At 63.2% G+C, this 23,971-nt stretch carries 19 protein-coding genes, 1 tRNA gene and 1 pseudogene; 12 read left to right on the top strand and 9 right to left on the bottom strand.

Annotated elements, in window-relative coordinates:
* Positions 1-455 precede the first annotated feature (455 nt).
* Entirely contained in the window at positions 456-1,208 is a 753-nt protein-coding gene (locus tag ACAG21_RS10015; protein WP_370495848.1) for a C39 family peptidase, read from the bottom strand.
* 250 nt (positions 1,209-1,458) lie between these two features.
* Here ACAG21_RS10015 and pstS point away from each other — a divergent pair, with 250 nt between their 5' ends.
* Positions 1,459-2,562: a phosphate ABC transporter substrate-binding protein PstS gene (gene pstS, locus ACAG21_RS10010; RefSeq protein ID WP_370495846.1), complete on the top strand. Its 1,104-nt coding sequence runs from the start codon at positions 1,459-1,461 to the stop codon at positions 2,560-2,562.
* Between the two features lie 11 nt (positions 2,563-2,573).
* Here the strand turns inward: pstS and ACAG21_RS10005 are convergent, their stop codons facing one another.
* Entirely contained in the window at positions 2,574-3,959 is a 1,386-nt protein-coding gene (locus ACAG21_RS10005) for a zinc-dependent metalloprotease (protein WP_370495845.1), read from the bottom strand.
* A gap of 78 nt (positions 3,960-4,037) precedes the next feature.
* Here ACAG21_RS10005 and ACAG21_RS10000 point away from each other — a divergent pair, with 78 nt between their 5' ends.
* Both ACAG21_RS10000 and ACAG21_RS09995 read left to right on the top strand, forming a co-directional pair.
* Positions 4,038-5,060, top strand: a complete 1,023-nt coding sequence (locus ACAG21_RS10000) for a PDZ domain-containing protein (protein ID WP_370495844.1) — start codon at positions 4,038-4,040, stop codon at positions 5,058-5,060.
* Positions 5,061-5,118: 58 nt separating this feature from the next.
* Positions 5,119-8,100 (top strand): UPF0182 family protein, encoded by a 2,982-nt coding sequence (locus ACAG21_RS09995; RefSeq protein ID WP_370495843.1) that lies wholly within the window; start codon positions 5,119-5,121, stop codon positions 8,098-8,100.
* Positions 8,101-8,111: 11 nt separating this feature from the next.
* On the opposite strand, the gene ACAG21_RS09990 is transcribed toward ACAG21_RS09995, so the two are convergent.
* Complete coding sequence (locus ACAG21_RS09990; protein WP_370495842.1) at positions 8,112-9,083, bottom strand: GlxA family transcriptional regulator; 972 nt, start codon at positions 9,081-9,083, stop codon at positions 8,112-8,114.
* Between the two features lie 105 nt (positions 9,084-9,188).
* Between ACAG21_RS09990 and ACAG21_RS09985 the strand changes: the two genes are divergently transcribed.
* From ACAG21_RS09985 to ACAG21_RS09970, 4 genes are all read left to right on the top strand, one after another.
* Positions 9,189-9,839: an HD domain-containing protein gene (locus tag ACAG21_RS09985; protein ID WP_370495841.1), complete on the top strand. Its 651-nt coding sequence runs from the start codon at positions 9,189-9,191 to the stop codon at positions 9,837-9,839.
* A gap of 17 nt (positions 9,840-9,856) precedes the next feature.
* Positions 9,857-10,540 (top strand): nitroreductase family protein, encoded by a 684-nt coding sequence (locus ACAG21_RS09980; RefSeq protein ID WP_370495840.1) that lies wholly within the window; start codon positions 9,857-9,859, stop codon positions 10,538-10,540.
* 39 nt (positions 10,541-10,579) lie between these two features.
* On the top strand, positions 10,580-11,107 hold the full coding sequence (locus ACAG21_RS09975; protein WP_370495838.1) for a cupin domain-containing protein: 528 nt from the start codon (positions 10,580-10,582) through the stop codon (positions 11,105-11,107).
* A gap of 75 nt (positions 11,108-11,182) precedes the next feature.
* A tRNA-Met gene (locus ACAG21_RS09970) sits at positions 11,183-11,259 on the top strand.
* 76 nt (positions 11,260-11,335) lie between these two features.
* Here the strand turns inward: ACAG21_RS09970 and ACAG21_RS09965 are convergent.
* Positions 11,336-12,700: a hypothetical protein gene (locus tag ACAG21_RS09965; RefSeq protein WP_370495837.1), complete on the bottom strand. Its 1,365-nt coding sequence runs from the start codon at positions 12,698-12,700 to the stop codon at positions 11,336-11,338.
* 113 nt (positions 12,701-12,813) lie between these two features.
* Here ACAG21_RS09965 and ACAG21_RS09960 point away from each other — a divergent pair, with 113 nt between their 5' ends.
* A complete protein-coding gene (locus tag ACAG21_RS09960) occupies positions 12,814-13,890 on the top strand; it encodes a hypothetical protein (protein WP_370495836.1) in 1,077 nt (358 codons plus the stop codon).
* A gap of 219 nt (positions 13,891-14,109) precedes the next feature.
* Here the strand turns inward: ACAG21_RS09960 and ACAG21_RS09955 are convergent, their stop codons facing one another.
* Positions 14,110-15,516, bottom strand: coding sequence for a hypothetical protein (locus ACAG21_RS09955; RefSeq protein WP_370495835.1), 1,407 nt, complete (start codon positions 15,514-15,516; stop codon positions 14,110-14,112).
* A gap of 169 nt (positions 15,517-15,685) precedes the next feature.
* Between ACAG21_RS09955 and ACAG21_RS09950 the strand changes: the two genes are divergently transcribed.
* Positions 15,686-18,466 (top strand): hypothetical protein, encoded by a 2,781-nt coding sequence (locus tag ACAG21_RS09950; protein WP_370495834.1) that lies wholly within the window; start codon positions 15,686-15,688, stop codon positions 18,464-18,466.
* A 264-nt stretch (positions 18,467-18,730) separates the two neighbouring features.
* On the opposite strand, the gene ACAG21_RS09945 is transcribed toward ACAG21_RS09950, so the two are convergent.
* The 3 genes and pseudogenes from ACAG21_RS09945 to ACAG21_RS09935 form a co-directional block, all read right to left on the bottom strand.
* Complete coding sequence (locus ACAG21_RS09945) at positions 18,731-19,051, bottom strand: helix-turn-helix domain-containing protein (RefSeq protein ID WP_370495833.1); 321 nt, start codon at positions 19,049-19,051, stop codon at positions 18,731-18,733.
* Positions 19,020-19,196: pseudogene (locus ACAG21_RS09940) on the bottom strand (type II toxin-antitoxin system RelE/ParE family toxin); the annotation flags it as partial. The pseudogene ACAG21_RS09940 and the gene ACAG21_RS09945, both read right to left, overlap by 32 nt.
* A 125-nt stretch (positions 19,197-19,321) precedes the next feature.
* Complete coding sequence (locus ACAG21_RS09935; protein WP_370495832.1) at positions 19,322-19,915, bottom strand: TetR/AcrR family transcriptional regulator; 594 nt, start codon at positions 19,913-19,915, stop codon at positions 19,322-19,324.
* Positions 19,916-20,107: 192 nt separating this feature from the next.
* On the opposite strand from ACAG21_RS09935, the gene ACAG21_RS09930 reads away from it, so the two are divergent.
* From ACAG21_RS09930 to ACAG21_RS09920, 3 genes are read left to right on the top strand one after another with little or no spacing between them, the layout of a single operon-like run.
* Positions 20,108-20,950, top strand: a complete 843-nt coding sequence (locus tag ACAG21_RS09930; protein WP_370495831.1) for an SDR family oxidoreductase — start codon at positions 20,108-20,110, stop codon at positions 20,948-20,950.
* A complete protein-coding gene (locus tag ACAG21_RS09925) occupies positions 20,940-21,242 on the top strand; it encodes a hypothetical protein (RefSeq protein ID WP_370495829.1) in 303 nt (100 codons plus the stop codon). The genes ACAG21_RS09930 and ACAG21_RS09925 overlap by 11 nt, the downstream gene beginning before the upstream one ends.
* A gap of 38 nt (positions 21,243-21,280) precedes the next feature.
* The gene (locus tag ACAG21_RS09920) at positions 21,281-22,579 is read left to right on the top strand and encodes a cytochrome P450 (protein WP_370495828.1); all 1,299 of its coding nucleotides are present in this window, start codon (positions 21,281-21,283) and stop codon (positions 22,577-22,579) included.
* A gap of 112 nt (positions 22,580-22,691) precedes the next feature.
* On the opposite strand, the gene ACAG21_RS09915 is transcribed toward ACAG21_RS09920, so the two are convergent.
* Positions 22,692-23,909, bottom strand: coding sequence for a cytochrome P450 (locus tag ACAG21_RS09915; RefSeq protein ID WP_370495827.1), 1,218 nt, complete (start codon positions 23,907-23,909; stop codon positions 22,692-22,694).
* Positions 23,910-23,971: the final 62 nt, after the last annotated feature.

The raw sequence follows: 23,971 nt of genomic DNA, 5'->3' as shown, positions 1-23,971 counted from the left end.
CGCGGGGTGCGCACGCCCGATCAGCTCTCCACAGGGCCTTCAGGACCCCTGCGATGGTCGCCTCGTCTGCTTATTCGCCCGGCGGTGGGCATGGGTGTGAATAACGCCATGCCATGATCTCTCCGAATTGTGCGTGCGTATTCACCGGCCCGAACGTGTATCCACAGGGCCAGTTGCGCTGTTCGCCGGGGTCGTCGTTCGGGTCCGGATCAGCGTGCGCGATTCCCGCACCGAATGCCAGGGCCAATAGCGCTGAGCCCACAGCGATCATTGGTCGTTTGTGCATACCTTCACCTCGATCTGTCGTCCGTGGCCGGCGTCGCGTTCCTGGTCGTGTGCATCTGTCCGATGCGATCGACCTCTCCCGACATTTACCCGCACTGCCCGTGGACTTTGCAACGAAGCCGTGAATACCGCGCAAATTATGTACGGGTCCAGCGCAGAGCGAACGACGTTCAGCCGGCTGGCGCGGTCACGATGATCGTCTGCTGCCCGGTCTTCCATGCTGCCATGAATGTCGTGATGCTGACCTTCGTGTTGCCGTGGTCGGCGTACGGGTCGTTGAGGTGAACGGTCTCGTTATTGGTATCGACCCCGGTGACGACGAGCAGGTGGTCGGCCGTTTTGCGCTGGTCGTTGCTGTCCAGAATGGTTCCGCCGTTGACCCAGGCGATGACCTTGCGGTTGGCGCCGAGGTCCTGCTCGAGCGCGGACAGAGTGACCTCGTCGGGGAATTTGTCCCAGGTCATCCGTGACTTGATGCCGTAGTGGTCGAGCAGCACGACGGTATCGGCCGCATCGATGCCGCCCTTCTCGGTTTCGTGGCCCGGGTCGCCGGTGGGCAGGTAAATCGGTCCGTCGCGGACCGCCGAGGGCGTCTTCTGTGCCAGCGTGATGATCTGTTGCTCCGTCGCGGGAGTGCCGGTGACCTCGCCGACCACATCGGCCACCGAAGCCAGCCCGCAGGTGTCCTCCGTCGACTGCTGCACCCAATACTTGGCGGCCGCCTCCGGATCGCCGTACACGCCGCTGACCGTCGGCCTCGCCGGCGTCGGGGTGCTGCTGGTCGCGGCCGCGGGTGAGGTGGCCGCGCGGCCTGTCGATGATGGCGCCGCACCGCACGCCGATACCACCAAGACGTTGCACAGACCGATGCATGCGCAAACCAACGCGGTGCGCACCGCAGCTGCCGTTCGGGAGTTAAACACAGTGCCACCAAGGCCAGTCGGACAGTCGATCAACGACAAACTAGCACCTCCAGCAAACACCTGCCACCCAATTGGACGCAATTACAATAAGCCGGTTTGCCGGAGGTGACGGCACCCGCTCGGCTAGCTAGGGAAACCGTCCACTCATTTGCTCCTGCGGCCCAGGTTCGGAACTGCAATAGTGGTCGCGGGCTTTGCGGCGCCGCCGTGGCCCACAGCACCAAACCGGGGCAAAGGGTGAGGTCGGTCGATGAAAATTCGTCTCTGTGGGCCGTCCCTGGCGGCATCGGTGATGCTGGTCGCGGCGGCCTGCGGTTCGCACTCCACCAGCCCGGTCGCGCAGCTGGCGACGGCGCCGGCGACGTCGAACGTGACGTTGACCGAGACCGGTTCCAACAACCTCTACCCGCTGATGGACGCGTGGGCCGCGTCATACCACTCGAAATACCCCAACGTCACGATCACCGTCGCCGGCGACGTATCAGGCAACGGGATCGCGCAGGCCGCCGACGGCGCGGTCAACATTGGTGCGTCCGGTCTCTACCTAACCGAAGGTGACTTGTCCGCACACCCGGGCCTGCTGAACATCGCGCTGGCCATTTCTTCGCTGCGCGTCAACTACAACCTGCCCGGTCTTCTCGCGCACGTGCGGCTGAATGGCAAAGTACTCGCGGCCATGTACAAGGGCACCGTCAAGACTTGGAACGACCCGCAGATCGCCGACCTCAATCCGGGAGTGATCCTGCCGGCCATCCCAGTGATTCCGTTGCACCGCACGGACCCCGGGAGTAATGACACCTACTTGTTCACCCAATACCTGTCCAAGCAAGACCCCGACGGCTGGGGCAAGTCGCCCGGCTCCGCCACCTCGGTGGACTTCCCCGCGGTGCCAGGCGGGTCGGGTCTCAACGGAATGGCGGCCGTGGTGACCAGTTGCGCCCAGAGCCCGGGATGCATCGCCTACCTTGGCACCCGCTACCAGGCCGAGGCCGCACAGAAGGGGCTCGCCGAGGCCGAGTTGGCCAATGCCTCAGGTCATTACGTGTTGCCTGATGCCGAGAGCGTCGAGGCCGAGGCCGCCGGGTCCGCGTCGCAGACACCGGCCAATCAGGCGGTCTCGTTGGTCAACGGGCCAGCCGCGGACGGGTACCCGATCGTCAACTACGAATACGCCATCGTCTACAGCAAGCAGAAGGACCCCGCCGTCGCGCAGACGTTACAGGCCTTCCTGCACTGGGTGGTGACCGATGGCAGTGGCCCGAAATTTCTTGACCCCGTTCACATTTACCTTCGGCCGCTGCCGGATCCGGTCAGGACGTTGTCCGACGCTCAGATCGCCAAGATCACCAGCTAGGCCGGGGCGGCTCAGTCGTCGACAGGCCCGTCGTCGGCGCCGGAGTCATCTTGCTCCAGCCGGGCGATGGCCTCATCGATTCCGCTGGTGTCGCCACCGATGGCGCGATCAATGAAGCCGGCGGGCTCGTCGAGGTCCTCGGCGCCCGGCAAGAGGTCGGGATGTTGCCAGACGCCGTCCCGGACATCCATGCCGGCGGCTTCGGTGAGCCGCTTCCACAGGGCCGCGGCTTCCCGCAGCTTGCGCGGGCGCAACTCCAGGCCGACCAGCGTGGCAAACGTCTGCTCGGCCGGACCGCCGCTGGCCCGGCGTCGGCGCAGCGTCTCGCTCAACGCGGCCGCACCCGGAATCCGGTCGCCCAGGGCCGCGGTCACCACGACCTCCACCCAGCCCTCGATCAGCGCGAGCAGGGTCTCCAGCCGTTCCAGTGCCTGGGTCTGCGCCGGCGTGGCCTTCGGCTCGAAAACGCCTTGGCCGAGCAGGTTTTCGATAGCGGCCGGATCCGTAAGCGACGCGGGATTGAAGTCCCGTGCCAACTCCTCGATCCCGCTCATGTCGATCTTCATGCCCATCGCATAGGCCTCGATGGCGCCCAGCAGCTGGCTGGACAACCAGGGAACGTGGCTGAACAGCCGATGGTGGGCCGCTTCCCGGGCGGCGAGGAACGTCATGATCTCGCTGCGGGGCTGCTCGAGTCCGGCGGCGAAGGCTTCTACGGCGTCGGGCATGATCGCCGCCACGCCCTTCGGTCCGAGCGGCAGGCCGATGTCGGTCGACGTCAGCACCTCGCGGGACAACCGGCCCAGGGCCTGGCCCAGCTGCGACCCGAACGCCATCCCGCCCATTTGCGACATCATCGCCATCAGCGGGCCGGCCATGCTCTTGGCCTCCTCGGGCAGCGACGACGCCCACACCGTCGAGATCTGCTGGGCCATCGGGTCACACAGCCGCTTCCAGGTTTCCAGGGTGTTGTCCACCCAATCGTTCGGACTCCAGCCCACGGACTTGGTGGTGCCGGCGGGCAGCGCGGTGACGCCGTCGAGCCAGGTGTCGGCGAGGTGTACCGCATCGGCGATCGCCGAGTTCGTCGTGGCCGGAATCGGTGCGACGAATCCAATCGAGCTGGACGCGACTTGCCGGGCCAGGTCGTAGTTGACGGGGCCCGACGCGGCACCGCCGGCCGGCCCGGTGCCCGCGCTGCTGAACATCTGACCCAGCTGCGTGAAGATTTGCCCCAGGTCACCCATGTTGAAGTCCCCGCCCATGCCGAACGCACCGAGCGGGTCTGACGGGCCCGAGCCGGACTCGGGATTCTTCTTCCCGCGCTTGTCGCGCTCGGGGTCTTCTCCGTGGGAGAAGCCGAAAGGCAGGTCAGCCATGACCTCAACGGTACTCACCACTGGAATAGAAGTTGCCATCCGGCGTCACGCTTGTAGCTGAACGAGTCGCCCCGGTGTCCGGTTAGGGTAAGCGGCGTGAACAGGCGGATCCTGACCTTGATGGTCGCGCTGGTGCCGATCTTGGTCTTCGGCGTGTTGCTCGCGGTCGTGACGGTGCCGTTCGTCTCGCTGGGCCCCGGCCCGACTTTCGACACGCTCGGTGAAGTCGACGGCAAGCAGGTGGTCGCGATCGAAGGCACGCAGACCCATCCGACCACCGGCCACCTCAATATGACGACGGTGTCCCAGCGCGACGAGCTGACCCTCGGCGAAGCGCTCACGCTGTGGTTCTCCGGACAGGAGCAGCTGGTACCGCGCGACCTGATCTATCCCCCCGGCAAGTCCCGCGAAGATGTCGACAAGGCCAACACCGCCGACTTCAAAGATTCCGAGGACAGCGCCGCCTATGCCGCCCTGGGCTATCTGAAATTCGCTCCCGCCGTCACCGTCGCGACGGTCACCGATCCCGGTCCGTCGGTGGGCAAGCTGAAGGCCGGTGACGCTATCGACGCGGTCAACGGCACCCCGGTGGCCAACGTCGAGCAGTTCACCGGGCTGCTGAAGACCACCAAGCCGGGCCAGACGGTGACGATCGACTACCGCCGCAAGAATGAACCGGCCGGCGTCGCGCAAATCACCCTCGGCACCAACAAAGACCGCGACTACGGCTTCATGGGTGTCGCGGTGCTCGATGCACCGTGGGCGCCGTTCTCGGTGGATTTCAACCTGGCCAATGTGGGCGGGCCGTCCGCCGGCCTGATGTTCAGTCTGGCCGTCGTCGACAAGCTCACCACCGGTGACTTGGCCGGTTCGACGTTCATCGCGGGGACCGGCACGATCACCTCCGACGGCAAGGTCGGCCAGATCGGCGGCATCACGCACAAGATGGTGGCCGCCCAGGAGGCGGGCGCCACGGTGTTCCTGGTGCCGGCGAAGAATTGCTACGAGGCGACCTCGGACAATCCGCACGGTTTGCGGCTGATCAAGGTCGAGACGCTCGGGCAAGCCGTGGATGCGCTGCACGCGATCCAACAAGGAGGTCAGGCGCCGAGTTGCTAGCCCGCAATTCTGCGTACAGTTGTGACGTCCAGCTCACATTGATCAGGGAGCGTAGCTAGTGGGGATGCGGCCCACCGCAAGGATGCCGAAGCTGACTCGGCGCAGCCGGATTCTGATTTTGAGCGCGCTCGGTGTGATTGCGCTGCTGCTCGCCGGCCCGCGCCTCATCGACGCCTACGTCGACTGGTTGTGGTTCGGTGAGCTCGGCTACCGCTCGGTGTTCACCACCGTGCTGATGACCCGCATCGTGGTGTTCCTGATCACCGGCCTGCTGGTCGGCGGGATCGTGTTCGCCGGGCTCGCGCTGGCCTACCGCACCCGTCCGGTCTTCGTCCCGAGTAGCGACAACGACCCGGTGGCGCGCTATCGCACCGTCGTCATGTCCCGGTTGCGGCTGGTGGCCATCGGCGTTCCCGCGGCAATCGGCCTGCTGGCCGGCATCATCGCGCAAAGCTACTGGGTGCGGATCCAGCTGTTCTTGCACGGCCAAAGCTTCGGGATCAGGGATCCGCAGTTCGGCAAGGATCTCGGCTTCTACGCGTTCGAGTTGCCGTTCTACCGGCTGGTGCTGAGCTACCTGTTCGTGTCGGTATTCCTGGCCTTCGTGGCGAACCTGCTGGCGCACTACATCTTCGGCGGCATTCGGCTGTCCGGCCGTACCGGTGCACTCAGTCGTTCGGCACGGGTGCAGCTGGTCAGTCTGATCGGCACGCTGGTCGTGCTGAAAGCCATTGCCTATTGGCTGGATCGCTACGAGCTGTTGTCGCACACGCGCGGCGGCAAGCCGTTCACCGGCGCCGGCTACACCGACATCAACGCGGTGTTGCCGGCCAAGCTGATCCTGATGGCGATCGCGCTGATCTGTGCGGCCGCGGTCTTTTCCGCGATCGTGCTGAAGGACTTGCGGATTCCGGCGATCGGCCTGGTCCTGCTGCTGCTGTCGTCGTTGATCGTGGGCGCGGGCTGGCCGTTGATCGTCGAGCAGATCAGCGTGAGACCCAATGCCGCGCAAAAGGAAAGCGAATACATCGGCCGCAGTATCACCGCGACGCGCCAAGCCTATGGCCTGACGTCCGACCAGGTGACCTATCGCAACTACAGCGGCGACAGCCAGGCCACCGCCCAGCAGGTGGCGGCCGACCGGGCGACGACCTCGAATATCCGGTTGCTCGACCCGACGATCATCAGCCCTGCGTTCACCCAGTTCCAGCAGGGCAAGAACTTCTACTACTTCCCCGACCAGCTGTCGATCGACCGCTATCTGGACCGCAACGGCGCGTTGCGCGACTACGTGGTCGCGGCCCGAGAACTCAACCCGGACAGGCTGATCGACAACCAGCGCGACTGGATCAACCGGCACACCGTCTACACCCACGGCAACGGGTTCATCGCGTCGCCGGCCAACACGGTGCGCGGCATCGCCAACGATCCCACCCAAAACGGTGGCTACCCAGAGTTTCTCGCCAACGTCGTCGGCGCCAACGGAAGCGTGGTGTCGGACGGGCCGGCCCCGCTGGACCAGCCGCGCATCTACTTCGGACCGGTGATCTCCAACACCTCGGCCGACTACGCGATCGTCGGACGCAACGGCGCCGACCGCGAATACGACTACGAGACCAACACCGAAACCAAGAACTACACCTACACCGGACTCGGGGGCGTCCCGATCGGTGACTGGCTGTCCCGCAGCGTGTTCGCCGCGAAATTCGCCGAGCGAAACTTCTTGTTTTCCAGCGTGATCGGCTCCAACAGCAAGATCCTGTTCAACCGTGATCCGGCTGCTCGGGTGGAGGCGGTGGCGCCGTGGCTGACCACCGACAGCGCGGTCTACCCGGCGATCGTCAACAAGCGCCTGGTGTGGATCATCGACGGCTACACCACGTTGGACAACTACCCGTACTCCGAACTGACGTCGCTGGAGTCTGCGACCGCCGACTCGACCGAGGTGGCGTTCAACAAGCTCGGGCCCGACAAGCAGGTCTCCTACATCCGTAACTCGGTGAAGGCCACGGTCGACGCCTACGACGGGACCGTGACGCTCTATCAGCAGGACGAGCAGGATCCGGTGCTCAAGGCCTGGATGCAGGTTTTCCCGGGCACGGTCAAACCCAAGAGCGACATCAGCCCCGAACTGGCCGAGCATCTGCGTTATCCCGAAGACCTGTTCAAGGTGCAGCGGATGTTGCTGGCGAAGTATCACGTCAACGACCCGGTGACGTTCTTCTCCACCTCCGATTTCTGGGACGTGCCGCTGGACCCGAATCCTACGGCCAGCAGCTATCAGCCGCCGTATTACATCGTCGCGAAAAACATTGCGAAGAACGATAATTCGTCGTCATATCAGTTGACGAGCGCGATGAACAGATTCAAGCGCGACTACCTGGCCGCCTACATCAGCGCCAGCTCCGACCCGGCGACGTACGGCAAGATCACGGTGCTGACCATCCCTGGTCAGGTCAACGGTCCGAAGCTGGCCAATAACGCGATCACCACCGACCCGGCGGTGTCTCAAGACCTGGGTGTGATCGGGCGAGACAACCAGAACCGAATCCGGTGGGGCAACTTGCTGACGCTGCCGGTCGCTCAGGGTGGGCTGCTGTACGTCGAACCCGTCTACGCCTCTCCGGGAGCCAGCGACGCTGCCTCGTCGTACCCGCGGTTGATCCGGGTGGCGATGATGTACAACGACAAGATCGGCTACGGCCCCACCGTCGGTGACGCGCTCACCGGGTTGTTCGGACCGGGCGCGGGCGCGGCCGCGACGGGGATCGTTCCCACCGATTCGGGTGCGCCGGCGACCCCGCCCGCGACTCCGCCGACACCGGCCCAGGCGCCCGGCCCGAACAACCCGCCCACGGCGGTGCCGCCGGCGCCGGATGGGACGACGACGCTGTCACCCGCGAAAGCCGCTGTCCTGCAGGAGATTCAGACCGCAATCAACGCCGCGCGTGACGCGCAGAAGAAGGGCGATTTCGCCGGATACGGAGCTGCCCTGCAGCGCCTCGACGACGCGATCACCAAGTACAACAACACGAAGTAGCGCGTCGGTCTTCACGCGCAGGCCGTGCGGAATCTGTCGCGGTAGGCCTTCGGGCTGATGCCCAGGTGGTTGACGAAGACCCGGCGCAGCGTTTCGCTGCTGCCGAAACCGGCGAGATGCGCTGTCTCCGTGACGGTCCGGCCCGCTTCGAGTCCGGCACGGGCGAGGTCGATTCGGACCAGCTCGACGTAGCGCGCCGGGGTCATCCCGAGCTCGGACTGAAACAGCCGGGTCAGCTGACGGGTGCTCAACGACGCTTTGGCCGCGAGCTTGGAGACGCTGTGGTCGTGGGCGGGATCGGCCGCGATCGCATCCGTGACCGTGCGCAGCGGCGAGCCGGCGGGCGGATCCGCCTCGACCAACACCGAGAATTGTGATTGGCCGCCCGCGCGTTTGAGGTAGACGACCAACCACCGGGCGACGTCACGGACGAGGTCGGTGCCGTAATCCATTTCGACCAACGCCAGTGCCAGGTCGATGCCCGACGAAATCCCGGCGGAGGTGTAGACGTCGCCGTCGCGCACGAAGATCGCGTCAGGCTCGACGGTGACGTCCCCGAAGGCCCGTGCCAGTCGCCGTGTCTCGTGCCAGTGCGTGGTGGCGCGTCGCCCGCTGAGCAAGCCGGCCTGCCCCAGGACGAACGACCCCGTGCAGATCGACGCCAGCCGCCGGGTCCGGGCCCCGACCGACCGGACGGCGGCCACCAGAGCGGGGTCGATCGCCCGTACCGGCAGGTCGTCGCTGCCCGCGACCATGACGGTATCGGCGGATTCGATGGCCGAAAGGCGGTCGGTGACGCCTAGTCGTGTCCCGATCGAGCTGGTCACGTCGTTGCCATCCACCGACGCGATCTTGAGCTGGTAGTCGGCGCCGAACCGGTTGGCCTCGACGAAGACTTCACCCGCCCCCGCGACGTCCAACAGCGTCACCCCGTCGAACACGACGATGACCACCACTCGCGAATGTGCTCCGGCTTCACCCACCCGACCATTGTGTCGCTTTCTGTGGGGAAGACGGCGGGAACGGCGAGGGTCACTGGGGTGCCCGCCCCGCAAACTTTCAACCACGACCTACGAGGAGGCATCAGCATGACCGCTCAGTCCATCGAGACCATTGCCGACATCGTGATACCGGACACTCCGCTGGTACGCGAGATCACCGAATACATTTGCGATGCCGAAGACGACTTGCTCTTCGACCACTCCCGCCGGGTGTTCCTGTTCGGCGCCCTGCAGGGCCGGCGCCGCGGGGTGCAAGCAAACCTGGAGCTGCTCTACGCCGGGGCAATGTTCCACGACCTAGGGCTGACCGCGCGCTACCGCGCGTCTCAGTTGCGCTTCGAGGTCGACAGCGCCAACGCGGCGCGGCAGTTCTTGTTAGAGCGGGGCGTCGATCCGGCCGACGCCGACAAGGTGTGGCTGAGCATCGCGTTGCACACGACTCCCGGCATCCCCGAGTTCCTGGCGCCCGAGGTCGCCCTGGTCACCGCGGGTGTCGAAACCGACGTGCTGGGCATCGACCGCGACGAGCTGTCGCCGCAGGCGCTGGCCGCGGTCACCGCGGCGCATCCGCGCCCGGATTTCAAGCAGCGCATCCTGGCCGCTTTCAACGACGGAATGAAGCACCGCCCGCACAGCACCTTCGGCACGGTCAATGACGACGTGCTCGCGCACTTCGATCCGGAGTTCGTCCGCGAGAACTTCGTCGAGACCATCCTCAACAACACCTGGCCCGAGTGAAGAAAGGAAACAGTGAAATGGACATTCATGAAGGGCTTTACACCACCCGGATGATGCGGCGGCTGCGGCCGGACCCGATTCCGCTGGAAACCCAGGCCCGCATTCTCGACGCCGCCGTCCGCGCGCCTAACGGGGGCAACACCCAACGCTGGCACTTCGTGGCCGTCGACGATCCGGAGCTGATCCGAGAGTTCGCCCGACTCTTCCGGCAAGCGCGCGCAATCGAATACGACAAATTCACGTCGGGAACGGGGCCGATGGTCGCGCCGGCCCCCGGCGCGGATCCGGCCGCGCATGCCGAATCGATGCGCCGTATGAAAGGGTCGGGGGATTATCTGGCCGACCATTTCGAAGAGATTCCGTTGCTGCTCTTCGTGTTCGCCATCGACGACCTCGGGGGCGCCAACATCTATCCGGCGATCTGGAGTGCGTTGCTGGCGGCGCGCGCCGAAGGCGTCGGCGGCGTCATGACCATGGTGCTGCGCAATTTCGAGGACGAGGTGAACGATCTCCTCGGCGTGCCGGTCGAAGAAGGCTGGAAAATGTCGGCGATGCTGACGCTCGGCTATCCGCTGGGCAAGTGGGGCGTGGCGGCCAATCGTCGCCCCGTACACGAGGTTTCCTCGCGCAACGCCTGGGGCAAGCCGTTCGGAATCGAAGTGCCGCAACCACTCTGGCCGCCTCAGAACACGGTGGGATGAGGCATTGCAGTGCAAGGGCTTTCGGAGGAAGGTAGGCACATGAACCAAATCGGGGTCAGCGTGGTGCGGCCGGGAGAGGGCGAGGTCGTAGCGCTGCCGGGTTTCGGGGCGGTGTTCAAACTGTCCGGTAAGACCAACGGGGGCGAGGTGTCCATCGTCGAGCACCCGTTCGCCGTCGGCTTGCTCACCGCGGCGCACCGGCACACCCGTGAGGACGAGCACTCGATCGTGCTGGCGGGTGAGATCGGCTTCCGCTCCGACGACAGCGAGGTGGTGCTCGGCCCCGGTGGCTACATCACCAAGCCGCGCGGGCAGATGCACGCGATGTGGAACGCCGGCAGCGAGCCGGGCCGCATCATCGAGATCATCACTCCGGGCGGGTTCGAGAACTACTTCCGCGAACTTGGCGAATTGCTCGTCGCCCACGCCGACGATCCGGCCGGCAAGCCGCTGCACGAACTGCCCGAATTCGGCGAACTCGCCGACAAGTACGGGCTGACCTACGGGTCGCCGGCCTGGATGGACGACATCGCGCACCGATACGGGCTGAACCCGCCGTCCCATTGAGCTCAGCACCGATACCCCCGCTGAGCCCGCGATTTGGTCGGCTCGACACCAGTTCGGTAACCTTGCATTTACCGACGCGGGGTGGAGCAGCTCGGTAGCTCGCTGGGCTCATAACCCAGAGGTCGCAGGTTCGAATCCTGTCCCCGCTACCACCGAGACGGCCCCCGGAGATCCTTCCGGGGGCCGTTTTCATGCCCATTGGGAACACTTTTGGGAACATTCGCAAAGCTAACGATTTCTTGGGAACGGATTGGGAACGCTTCGGTGCAGCGCCAGCTGTCGCCGTGTGACTTCGACGATCTCGCCTCTCATGCTCCATTGGGGTCCATTGGGAGCTGCCGCCAGGAGCTCGCCGGCAACACAGCGGTGGTCGGCGGGATCCCATTTCACACCCTCGCGGTAGGGCGATACGAGTCGTGGTGCAATGCCGAGCGCCGCCCAGCGGCGCTCGAGCAGATGCCGTTCGATCTCGGCAGGCTCTGCTTCAACGACTCTCGCCAAACGCTCAGTGACCATCGGCAAGACCGTTGCGTCGGAATGAGCCTGGAACGCACTGATCACGCCGTCGAAGACTGGCTTCATCAGGTCTCCCCAACCGGGTTGGCGCCCCTGCGGTGGCCGAACCTGGATCCGTACGGCGAACGGGGCGTCCACCGCGGATGCCGGCTCGACAGCCTCGCTCCGGCCTTGGCCTCGGCACCGTGCTAGAGCCAGCCAGACATGCGCCAGCTTCGAATTCGATGCCGAATCAAAGTCGATCCAGTCAAACACCGCCAGCGTTCGGCCGAACTCCCAATGCGCGAAGGGCGCCGAACTGGACGTGAGTTCGTATCGGTAGCCGAATGCGTACTCAGCGCCGTTCGGGCTGGCTGGAACTGCGGCACCGTGCTCGAAGCGGATCCCGTTGCGCCCCGGAAGCCGAAACGACGGACCGATGTTGTACAGCACCAGATTCTCAACATCGGCGTTGGTGCGCTTGGGGCCGAAGAATGTGGCATGCAGGATCTGCTGAGGTGTTGGTTCGAGGCTGTTGCAGCCTTCGCGGATCGCGGTGCGCAGCTGCTCCTGCCAGGCCGGGCGGCGCTCGAACCGGATGTAATCGTCGGCCCACGCCTGGACCGCGGGAAAGTCAGCGGATGGCGCACGGATCGCGCAGTGTCCCTCTGTCAGTGCTACGTCCTTCACAGCTTTCCCGGACGTGTTCGAAGACTCAGTGGCAGTGACGGTTTCACTCTGATGCTGAGAACCACGTGCAGGGGTGCCGCGGTCCGTCTCGCGCTGCCGATGTGGGCCGGGATGGGTGTTCGCGTCTCCGGGGCGACACGTGCCGCACGGCGAAATGGGCTGTCCTACAGTCTCGATTGCCCACCACTGCACATCATCTAGACCGTTGCCGCACAACTTCACGTACGGACCGGTCCACACGCCACCGCGAGGATTCCGGCCGTTGATTGTGTGGCAATGCGCGTGATGCACCCTTGCCTCTGCCACGCTGTGGCTGCTCGCGATATTGACTACGTATCCATCGCTGTGCGTAGCGAGCCAGGCCAGGTATCCATCGTCGTCGTTGCGGAACTCAATGCATCCGGACATGGCCACACATTGTGCCTGGAGCCACCGACATGCGGGCCCCGACATAAGTGGCCGTTATCGGCTCTTTGCGCGTGTGGCCGAGACGTAATTAATCCCCAAAGGCCGGCCCAGAAGTGGAAATCGCGATGCCTGCTCATCATCGCGACGCCACAGCCTATGGATGCGCTGCCCTGGAACGGCAGACCACACTGTTCACCTCGGCAAAAGTAGTGGCGGCGGAGACAGAGTGCTGCAATCCTCAGTGCGTGTTCTTACACATTGATGGCCACGCGATTCCGCTCTTCACCGAGGCGGACGTCCCAGGCGATGCTGAAAGCCGCGAGGAATTCAACAAGATCGTCACCAAGCCGTGCGGGGATGGCGCGATCAGCGAGGTCCTTCCCGGGAGCTTAAATAAGGCAATTCCGTATACCTTTTGGCAGGGGTCCGATACAAACGTCGTGACGGACTGCACCGTTGTCCACCCTCCTGGCAGTGACGATATGAACATCGCATCGATGCGCCCCGTCCGCCTCAAGAGAAAGCCCAATCGTCAAGCAGACGCGCTCCACCAGGTGCAGCTCTTCCACGCCGTCGGATCAGTCACGGTGGCAGGCGGCCATGTCGAGATGGCGATGAAGCGCGTACTGGTGACCCTCCGCGGCGGCAAGAACTCTGACTTGGCGGCCGCCGACGTACCTGCGGAATGGAGCGTCCTCGAGGACAAACTCAAGAAGGCTGCCAAGCCGCAAGAGACGGACCTGCAATCGCAGGTCTTCGAGCTTCTCTCAAGGCCCGAGGTCGCCGATCTTCGTAATGGCCGCAATGATGTGGTTCACGGGTGCTGGTGGTTAATCCCAATGGGCACAGCCGGATTCGTATCATCACGATACTACCGGCCGAAAGGGAATCAGCCCCAGGACCCTGCGCAGATCCATACCACACTTCAGACGTTGCAGCATTTGGCCGACGACCTATTCGAACTTGCTCACGGCCTGGATGCCCTCGTCGCGCCGTGCTGGCCGTTGGCAATCGTGCCCGGAGAGCAAGGATTCGGTCGAGGCGACATCGACGTCGAAAGCAGAGCCGACAAACACCGTACGAACTCTGCTCACCTGCGGTTGCCGGAGCCGGATAAGCCGAAGCCAGGCCAGCGGCCCGCGGGCGCAGATCGACGCAGCAAGAAAGAGCGCGAACGCGGCAGGCGATAGCACGCGCGTGACCGCCGCCTGGCTCGCTCCCCAGGCGGGTAATAGGCGGGCCTACGCGGGCGGTTGGTCCCCGCAGCGGGGCTGAGGTTGAGCGGCGCCCATTCCCGACATATCACTCACGCACGCATCTTCCACGCGCATGGTGACCGAACGTGGTCGTCGGGGTGCTCTATGGGGAAGAGATCGCCTATCTTGCCTCACGGCTATTGCTTGCAACGATTAATGGCTCCGATGATCGCTATCGCGTTCGTCGCCTTGCTTGCTGTGACCGGCCAGCCCGGCGCGATGAATCGCATCCGCGATGTGGTCGACTGCCGCTCCGGAGGTCCTGATGCGGCCGTCGAAGAGGATCATCTCGGCGCGCTCTCTCACGTATCGCGCATGTGCGGCGCCGAACTGTTCCTTGGTCAATCCGCTGGCGGAGTGCATCTCCGAGGAACCTCCCTGGTGAGGCGTTGAGTGCCTGGCGGCGATGTAACGCACATACAGGTCGTCATCTATCTCGGCAGGCATCAGACGATTCGGGTCGGTGTCATCAAGTGCGTGGGAAGCTTGTTCGACGAGTAGTCGCCGGCTTTTCTGCCCGAGCGCCCTCAGATACATTTCAGTGTAAAGGGCGAGCATGGCCTCGTCGACCAATTGTCGTTCAGCACCAGTGTGATTCGCCGTCTGGCGGGCCATGTCGCCGCGCCGTTCAACGTCAAGTCGGTGGTTTGCGGTAGTGGTGTTTGGCGAGGCCGTGTCCGTCTGCTGGCTTTGGCGCTTTGTTTGTTGGCGTTCGATGCCAAGCCTTGCGCCTTGCGAATCAGCAATGGTCGTGGCGCGCAATCCGAGTCCTTCTGAGTCCGCCTCCACGTGATGGCCCATTTCCCGCAGACGCCCGAAAGCCACCGCGAGTGGATCAGCACTTGCTCCGTCGTCGAGCACGTAGATGCTGCCTTGGCGGCGGATGTCTGTAGTGTCGCGTGTTTCGTTGATGAACCATCGGGCGTCAGATAACGACTGTCCGTTCACTTCCTCTGAGCCGGTGCGCCAGCGTGCAACACGCCTCAGCACCAACTCAGTTGCCTCGTCGAGCAATGCAAGTACGGCATTCTTTAGTGGTCCTTTCTGCGAGCGAACAAGGTCTCGGGTGTCCATAACGATGTATGCGAGCCTGTAGATCTCTAGCTCTTCCTGGTCGGCGCCCTCGACTGCTTTCCATTGGGAAAGCGGACGGCCCGACCGATCTCGGATCGCTCCCGAAACGAAGGCTGCGCCTCCGGATAACACGGAGTCGATGCTCCCGGGGTCCCATCTAAGAGCGCGCTCGATCTGCGCTTTGGCGCCAGGCGAAAAGTTATCCCTGCGGCTGTTTTCTACGTCCCCTAGCATCCGCGGAGAGAGCTTTGCGCGGTCAGCCAAAGCTTTGGTGGTGAGCATGCCGAGCTCGGTCCGCCGGGCAATCACCGCTTGTGCGAGCTGTTTCCGGTGCTTGCTCTCCATAAGGGCAATCGTGCAGGAAACAACGAGAAACATCCAATGCCCACGCTCCGTTTTGGTCGGATTCTCGAACCCTAGGCCGGCGGCCGCCAGGTCAGGTTGAAGTCTGACCAGTAAAGATAGGTCGATATCGATGCTTGACATGATTCCTGTTCATTCCTATTGTAAGCGATCGTAAAGGAATCTGAATCCGGTTCGAGCCGGTGTGGGCTGCGTCGGTGAACAGAGTGGACCTCAGTGGCCGATCGTGCCGTGTCGCGCGCGACGATCGCACCCCGCTGCCAGATTGACCCAATGAGAAAGGAGGTGCGACGTGGCTGGAGGTAATCAATCCGCATTCGGCTATCGATACCAATACCTCGCGACGATAGAACGATTTCTCCGTTTCATGCGAGGCCACCTCGGTGAATTGAGCAGTGTCGCTCTGCACGTCGAACCGACGGCCTTGATGACTGAAGGGATTGCACGGGACGACGACATCATCGATTTCGCGATCGAGCTAGACAACGAGATCGCGGAGCGAGTGCAGGTAAAGGGCTCGAGCAACCCGGCCGACAACAAGCTGTACCACGGCGAAGCGGACGGCGTTTTTCATCGCTTAGATGGCGAGGTTGCAACGCGCTCGGTGCTGCTGACAAACCGCCCTCTAGGCCCGGGCCTTCAAGACCGTTGCTCGCAGACGCTCGACGTCGGCGACACCGAGCAATGGGATTACGTTGGCCCAGACGGGGAGGCTGTTGCGGGTACCACGGGCGCGTTGATCGTGGTCGATAAGCGCTCGATCGAGCAAGTAACAGAGGCAATCGAAGGCAGTGTGCGGCAGTTTCGGTCTGACCAAGCGCTCGGGCAGGGGAGCGTTTCCTGCCGCATCATCGCCAAATTGCTCCTAGACAAGATCTTTCAATCGGCCGCGGGCAGCGATGCCACAAAATTCGATGCACTGGAGATCATCGGCTTCATGTCGATCCCTGATCCCGAGATCGCCCACGTCGTTGGGGGATTCGATTGGGGCGTTCCCGTCAACGGCATCCCCCTGCTGCCGGCGACCGTTACACGGCTACATCTCCTCGAACAGATGCATGAAGCGATAGGAACTCAAGCTAGCGCACATCAAGTCAAACCCCTTGTCGCGCAAGGGCAAACCGGTTACGGAAAGTCATCGCTGGCGGCCCACTTTTGCCACTTGTATCGCAACTCTTACGAGTTCATCTGCTGGATCGACTGCAGTGACGCGGGGTTGATCGAAGCGAATATACGCCGCTTTGTGCAGGAGCTGACTCGGACTCAGCTTCCGCTTAGCGTCGACCCTTCGGAGCGTTTCCGCGAAGCGCTGGCCAGCCATCGAGGGCCGTGGCTCGTCGTCTTTGACGGTGTTCCTGCCCGCGTCAACATCGACAGATTCATGCCCACTCAAGGCAATGGATCCGTTCTTGTTACTACTACCAACGAAACCGGCTGGTGGCCGTCGGCGACCAGCTTGCAGGTCGGGCCTTTCGCCGAGGGTGAGGCTGTGGCTTGTTTCGCTAGTTACTCTGGCCTAGATACCGCTGGCGCGCACGCTGACGCAATCAAGCAGATCGTCGCACGTCTCGGATTCATCCCGTTGGCAATTTGTATGGCTGCCTTGTATTTTCGAAATGCCGCCGGGACCGTCGACGAGCTGTCAGCGGAGTATTTCGCAGAGTTGGACGCGCTCGAAGACATCGGGTCAATCCCACCAGGATTTGATCGCACGGCCTTTGCCGCCATTGAACACGCTGTCCGGAACCTTGGCGTCGGCATGGTGGGCGACGATCGCCACGACGTGAGAATGGTGCAGGCGATGCTATACCGTGCGTCCCTGCTCGCTCCTGACATGATCCCGCTCAACTACCTCATCGCATCGATGCCCGAAAGCCTCGCGATGCGCCTCGAGCAACTTCCAGAGCCGGCGTTCGCAGACGCGGCGGTCCGTCGGCGCTATATCAGCATCATGCGAACCCAGTCGATCGCACACCGCGTACTGATCCTCGGCGCAGACGGCGAGCAGAACGAGGCGAGCGACACATTCAATGTTCACCCCGTCGTTCATGAGATCCTTCGGCGTCTGTTTGTCCGGGAGATACCACCAATTCGATTGGTCGAGCAGTTGACCATGATGTTGTACTTCCTCAACGGGTGGCTCATCCACGCACGAAAGCAAAACCAGTATTTTGTCGTCGATCAACTTGCCGCACATGCTCTCTCGTTAATAAATTTTATGGACGGACTCGGGGAACTGCCGACTCCGGGCGAAGCGTCGACCAAGATGTTCCGTTTCCTCAAGCTTGGGTTGAAGCTCGAAGTGTCGACTTGCCGGATGAGTCGAGGGGATGTGAATGCATCTGTCAATCTTGCCCGAGAAGCGTTGCTCGAGGCGTGGTCGTATCCGCCTGACCCGGTTCGGGAGGCGCTGGCTCTCCAAGCAGCTTCTTCGATTGTGGTCGATCTCAGTGACTCGGATATGGACGCAGCGGGCATGCGGTTCTGGGCGTTGTGTACTTTGCGAGCTGTGATCGCGTGCGAGTCTTTGGGTACAAACGGGGTGGCTATCGCCTTTGAAAAGGCGTACCTTGTGCGATCCGCTCTCAACATTCGTGCGTCGTATCGCGACGATGCCGTGATTGCCAGGGTGATTCACGAATTCGACGAGATGATCGCGCGAGATCCCAGTGACGAAGTTCGGCCGAACGTGGTCATGGATGAACTTGTCGCACGGATCGATGCGGGTGACGTCGGCGATGCGTTGGACGGGATGCTGGAAACGCTGCGAGCCTCTGCCAATGATTACGACAGGCACACCTTCGATTGCGTCGAGGTCGACCTAGCGCTGAAGAGGCGTCGATTCGATGAAGCGTTTGCGGGTGTGGAGGAATTGCTCGTTCGGCCCCTTCATGAGACGCATGGCGCGAGACCGCTGAGCAGAGGCTTGGTCAACATCCACCGAACGCTAGACAAGATGATCGCGGCTGGTATCGGTCCGGTTGAGGAAATGCGACTGAAATCCACCCGCGTACGTGCACGCGCCGAAGAACTGCACGAACAGATCATCAGCCAAGACGGGCCTAGTCCTTAGGGGTGACGCCAGCGCACGGAGTCGTTGCCAGCATGGCATCGAGGTACGCGTTCTATCGGCCATCGGTCAGCCCAGAAAATGACAAAACTCTGGCACGGATTCCCCATGGCAAAGCTTGGGGCACTGCTCATGGAGACAGATCACGCCTTCGTTGAATTACAGGCGAATCGGGAACTGCACCGCGGCCGCCGCCGGTCGCGGGGTCGTGCGCGCTTGGGTCCCAAAGTCGAATAGCAGAGCCACCGCGAGGCAAAGTGGCGCTCGTCAAGTGGTCAACTCCACAGTCTTCCCGCCAAACTCGGCAACGACCCGGAGACTTCCGCCGAGCGCAGCCACGTACGACTGCAAAGTGCCCAACTCGGTGTGCGACAAGTCGCCGCTCTCCAGCTTCGACACCCACGCTTGCGAGACGCCCATGAGAGCAGCGACATCCGCCTGACTGGCGTGATGAGACTTGCGGATGTCTGCGAGGCGCTGCGCCTGGACGGCGTCGTGCATCTCCTTGCGCGCGGCATCCGCGCGTACGGGATCAACACGCCCCGGCGCGACTGCCTCAGCGCGGATGTCGCGCCAGTGTCGTGACATCGTCGCCACCTCCCGCCAACCAGTTCTCGTATCGCCGGTCAGCGACCGGAATGTTCTTGCCGTACCGGCGCTTCCAGCGCCCGGCTTTGTTTCCGCCGGGTAGCAGAATCGCCTGCCTTCGCGGATCGAAGATGAACAGTATCCGCGGGACCACCTCGACCGGGTCCGCCAATACGCAACCAGCAAAACGGGGTCGAAGAACGCCTCGGCCGCTGCAGACAAGGCACTTCTGGCGCCTGATCGCAATCGAAATCTCAGTCGGTCCGGTCGTTAGGTGGTCGAAAGGCCCTTCATCATCGTGTCGATCAGTCCGTCGTAGCGGGCAATCGTTTCCGCCGCGGTGGTGGTCACGCTGAGCATGCGATACAGCGGAGCCCCGATCAGTGCGTCGGCGGCAGCTTCAATGTCGGCGTCCGCCCGAACTTGACCCTGGGCGATTCCGCTCTGTAATCGCTGCTTCAACGCGTCGTGGAAGCGGCCGGTGAGTTGGCGGTACAAGGTGTCGCGGTCTTGCAGGTCTTCGGCAGCGGCAGCGGCGAGTGCGCGGACGAGTGCGACGTTTTCAGGCGTGGCACTCAGCGTCGCATAATCGTGCATCCAGGTCCTCAAGTCTTCGACCGTGTCACCAGTATCGGGAAGGGTGAAGTCGGCCACGGCGTAGGCCTGCATCACGGCCTCGGCCACCATGGGGGCCTTCGACGGCCAGCGGCGGTACACGGTCTGCGTGCCGACGCCAGCGTTGGCGGCGACTTTGTCCATCGACACCCCCGCGTATCCGCCTTCGATGAGCAGGGCGCGGGTCGCGTCGAGGATGGCCTCGTGCACCGCGGCGCTTCGCGGTCGTCCCAGGCGGGGAGGGCTCACTAGACGACCCTAAGCCAAGATCCCGGTGCCGTCGCCGGGGCGGCGTCTAGGGCGTAAACCGTTGCCTCTGTACATCGGCGCGACGGTATGCCACCATTTACGAGAAAAATATTCTCGTAATTACCGTGGTCGATGCCCATGCCTTCGGGCGGGCCGCACGGCCAGGCGCGTGTGCGGTGGAAAGGGCGACCGATGCGTCAGATCTGTGTGATCACCGGCGGCGCAGGCGGGATCGGACTTGCCGCAGCCAAGATCGCCGGACGAGACCGAACGGTCGTCATTGGCGATTTCAGTCAGAACCGGCTGGACGCGGCGGCACAGCAACTGGCGGCCCTCGACGTTCACTGCGAGACCGTCAGCTGCGATGTCACTGACCGATCCTCGGTCGCCCAATTAGTCGACACTGCAACGGCGTTGGGTACGGTCACGTCGGTCATTCATACCGCCGGCGTGAGTCCCAGCATGGGTGCCGCCGAGCACATCCTGCGGGTCAACGCGCTTGGCACCGTCGTCGTCAACGAGGCCTTCTACCCACTTGCCGCCGAAGGCTTTGCGATCGTCAACGTCGCGTCCATGGCTGCTCACGTCTTTCCCAGGTTCCTGATCCCTAAACGACGGTTCAAAGACGCACTGCGCGACGATGCCCTCTTCATGAAGAAGATGATGTCGGCCTGCAACGTCGCGCCCGCGAGGATCCGGCCGGGGTTCGCCTATTCGATCAGCAAGAACTTCGTGATGTGGTACTGCTCCTCGCAGGCCGCCAGATTCGGAAGTCGTGGCGCGCGAATCGTTTCGGTATCGCCGGGCAGCATCGACACCGAGATGGGCAGGCTGGAGGAGCAGACGGGGGCGGGCGCGATGTTGAACTACGCAGCCTTGAATCGGTTCGGCAGGCCAGAAGAAGTCGCTGAGCTGCTGGTGTTTTGCGCCACCGAGAAGGCCAGTTACCTCACTGGTGTCGATATCGCGTGCGACGGAGGAGTTCTGGCGGCGTTCACGCTTCGAGACATGATGGCGGTTGCCCGTGGCGGCTAACCCCGACACGGTGGGCCGCGACCTTCGTGACCGCGCCTACCGGAGCCTCGCGATCGTGGCAATCGGACTCGCGCACTTCGTGTTTCCCAGCATCTTCGATCGCATCAACCGCGTCGGCTTCCCCGAGCGCACGCGCAGATTCACCTTCCTCAACGGCGCCATCGAAACGACGATCGGCGTCTTGACCGCAATCCCGGGGGACCGTCGACCGCTCGCCGCGGTATCGGCTGGTTATCTGATCTACCTGTCGTACAACGTCATTCGCACTCAGACAGGGATGCGCAAGCGGTGAACCTCAGCTAAGCCGTGCGGCTGGATAGGGGATCGGAAATGGGAATCAGCCAGACTGCTCGGGGGGCTGTCAGAGCCACGCAGCCGTTTCGTGACGCGGTTCGGCTGAACGTGACCGCCGCCGTTCGGACCCGCCGGCGCGGGTACGGCGGCTGGACCGGCGCGGAGAACACCGACTATGACCCGCAAAACCCAACGACCGCTGCGCAGCCGTTTGACGCCTACCGAGACCTGCATCGGGGTGGCCGGGTGCATTACAACCCGCGGCGGGCTACCTGGGTGCTGAGTCGGCTCGAGGATGTCCGCGCCGCGTTGCGCGACACCGACCAGGTCACCAGCACCCAAGGCGTCACCCGGCTGAGAATGTCCGCGCCGCTGGCGGTGCTCACCGACGGCGACGAACACACCCGGCTGCGCAAGCAAGTCCAGCCCGGGTTCAGTAAAGGAGCCATGGACAGCTGGCAAGCGATGACGAAACAGCTTGCCGCGGAGCTGGTATCCGACCTGCTGGCCAACCCCGGCGGCGATGTGGTGCGGGCATTGGCCATCCCGATGCCGATACGGTTGATCGCCCAAATCCTTGGCGTTCCCGACCGCGACGTCAGCGATTTCCGGCGCTGGTCGGAAAAGGGAGTGGGCATCATGGAGTTCACCCCGACACCAGCCGGCCTGGTCGAAGCAGTCAAGTCCGTGGCCGCCATGGCGGCCTTGCACCGTTACTTCGTGCGGCAGTTCGCCGTGGGTGGGCTCAAGGGCTCGGGCACCGTGCTGGGCCGACTACTGGAACACAACAGCGACGGCAGCCTCGCCGACCGCCAACTCGTCCTCATCGCAATCCACTTGCTCATCGCGGGGAATGAAACCACGACCAACCTTCTCGGCGGCATGTTCGACACCCTCGCGCGTAATCCCGAACAGTACGATCTGATACGCGCCAATCCCGGCCTCATCCCCGCGGCCGTCGAAGAGCAGCTTCGCATCACCACCCCGATACAAAACCTCTATCGCTACACCCGCGCCGACTACCGCATCGGCGACGTCACCATCCCCACGGGATCCCGCATCCTGCTGTCCTTCGGCGCGGCCAACCGTGACCCGTCAGTCTTCGAGAATCCCGACGACTACCGCGCCGACCGCAACCCCCGCACGCACGTGGCATTCGGCTACGGCCCACACATGTGCCTCGGGGCGCCGCTGGCTCGCATGGAAGCCCAAGCCGTACTGCGGGAACTCGTCGCAAACGTGGCCCGGATCAACCCCGCCGGCCCGACAACATGGAGTACCCACAGCTCCCTTCGCGGCCCGACCCACCTGCAGGTCCGTCTGACACCAGCCTGAGCGCCGGTCCTTGTGACACAGTAAAATTCGGCTCATATCCGACTGGACTACTCCGCCCTCTCGGGTTTTAGTTGTCACTGACGTTGCCAACAGACGTCGGATCGGTATCAGCTCAGCTGACAGCTATCTCCAGCCGTTTCAAGCGGCGCACCAGGATGCTCGGGAGCCATTCCCCCACGTCGACCGGGGCGATCCACTCGGTTCGGTCGAGCAGCATGCGCAAAACAATGTCGGCTTCTAATCTGGCCAATGCTGCGCCCACACAGAAGTGAGCGCCTTTACCGAAGGTGACGTGATTCTTGACACTTGTTCGGTCGAGCCGAAACTCCTGTGGTGAATCAAATTGGGCCGCATCCCGATTAGCGGCGCCCCACAGCAGCAGCAGATGTGAGTTCGCCGGCAGGTCGACGCCGTCGAGTGTGGTGTCGTGCAGGACATGGCGGTAGTGGGCGCGAAACGGCGGCTCGAAGCGCAGAGTTTCTTCGATGAATGGACCTAGCAGATCAGGATTCTGACGAACCTGCTTCTGGATATCAGGCTGGCTGGCCAAAATCCATGCGGCGCTTCCCAATAACGATGCTGTGGACTCGCCGGCCGCACTGAAGAGGGTGAGCATAATCGCCAGTGCCACAGTCTGTTCGAGTTCGCCGGAGGCGCATCTGGCAGCCAGGTCGGCCATCAATCCGGATTGCGGACGGGTGGGCGCTTTCTCGAAGTGTTCTAAAACGTAGGCACCAAGTTCCATGGCAGCGATGCCCGCGGCTTCCAATTGGGTCTGCGTGACGATGCCGTCGAGCAGTGTGGTGGTGGCGTAACCCAGTCGGATGAGTTTGTCGACGTCGTCATGCGGCAAACCCAATAATTGAGCCACGACCATCATCGGCAGTCGATTCGCGATGGCGCCCATCCATTCGATTCGCCCGTCCACCAATGATTCTGACCACAGGCGCTGGGCCGTTTGCTCGGCGAATTCCTCGATCACTCGGACGCGCTTGGCCGACAGGTGAGGCAGCAGTATCTTTCGATGCACCGCATGTGCGGGGTCGTCAGCGGTGGCTAGCGAGTGCATCGGATCCCCGAGTGGCATCATCGGAAACGCTCCTACGGAGCCTGTTTCGTCGTTGAACACCACCGTGGCGGTGAGATTGGATGAGAAGTCGTCCACCCTCGCGACGGCCTCGATGACCGCATCCCATCCGCAGACCGCATAGAAGTCAGAGTCTGCGACGCGGTGCACCGAAGGCGATGTCCGCATCCGCTCATACACGGGGTAGGGATCTTGTATGGCTTCGTCGCCGAAGAACTGAGTTGGGTCGTCGAGAAGGTCCATTCTTGCAGCGTCGACAGCGTAGAAACGCGCGTCAACGTTGCCGACCGAAGTTGCAAAGTCTG

Origin of the sequence: Mycobacterium sp. pR1184 (assembly GCF_041287235.1) — a bacterium.
Classification (GTDB): Bacteria; Actinomycetota; Actinomycetes; order Mycobacteriales; family Mycobacteriaceae; genus Mycobacterium.
Note: the sequence above shows the minus strand (reverse complement) of the source record. Positions and strands in the feature narration are given on the sequence as shown.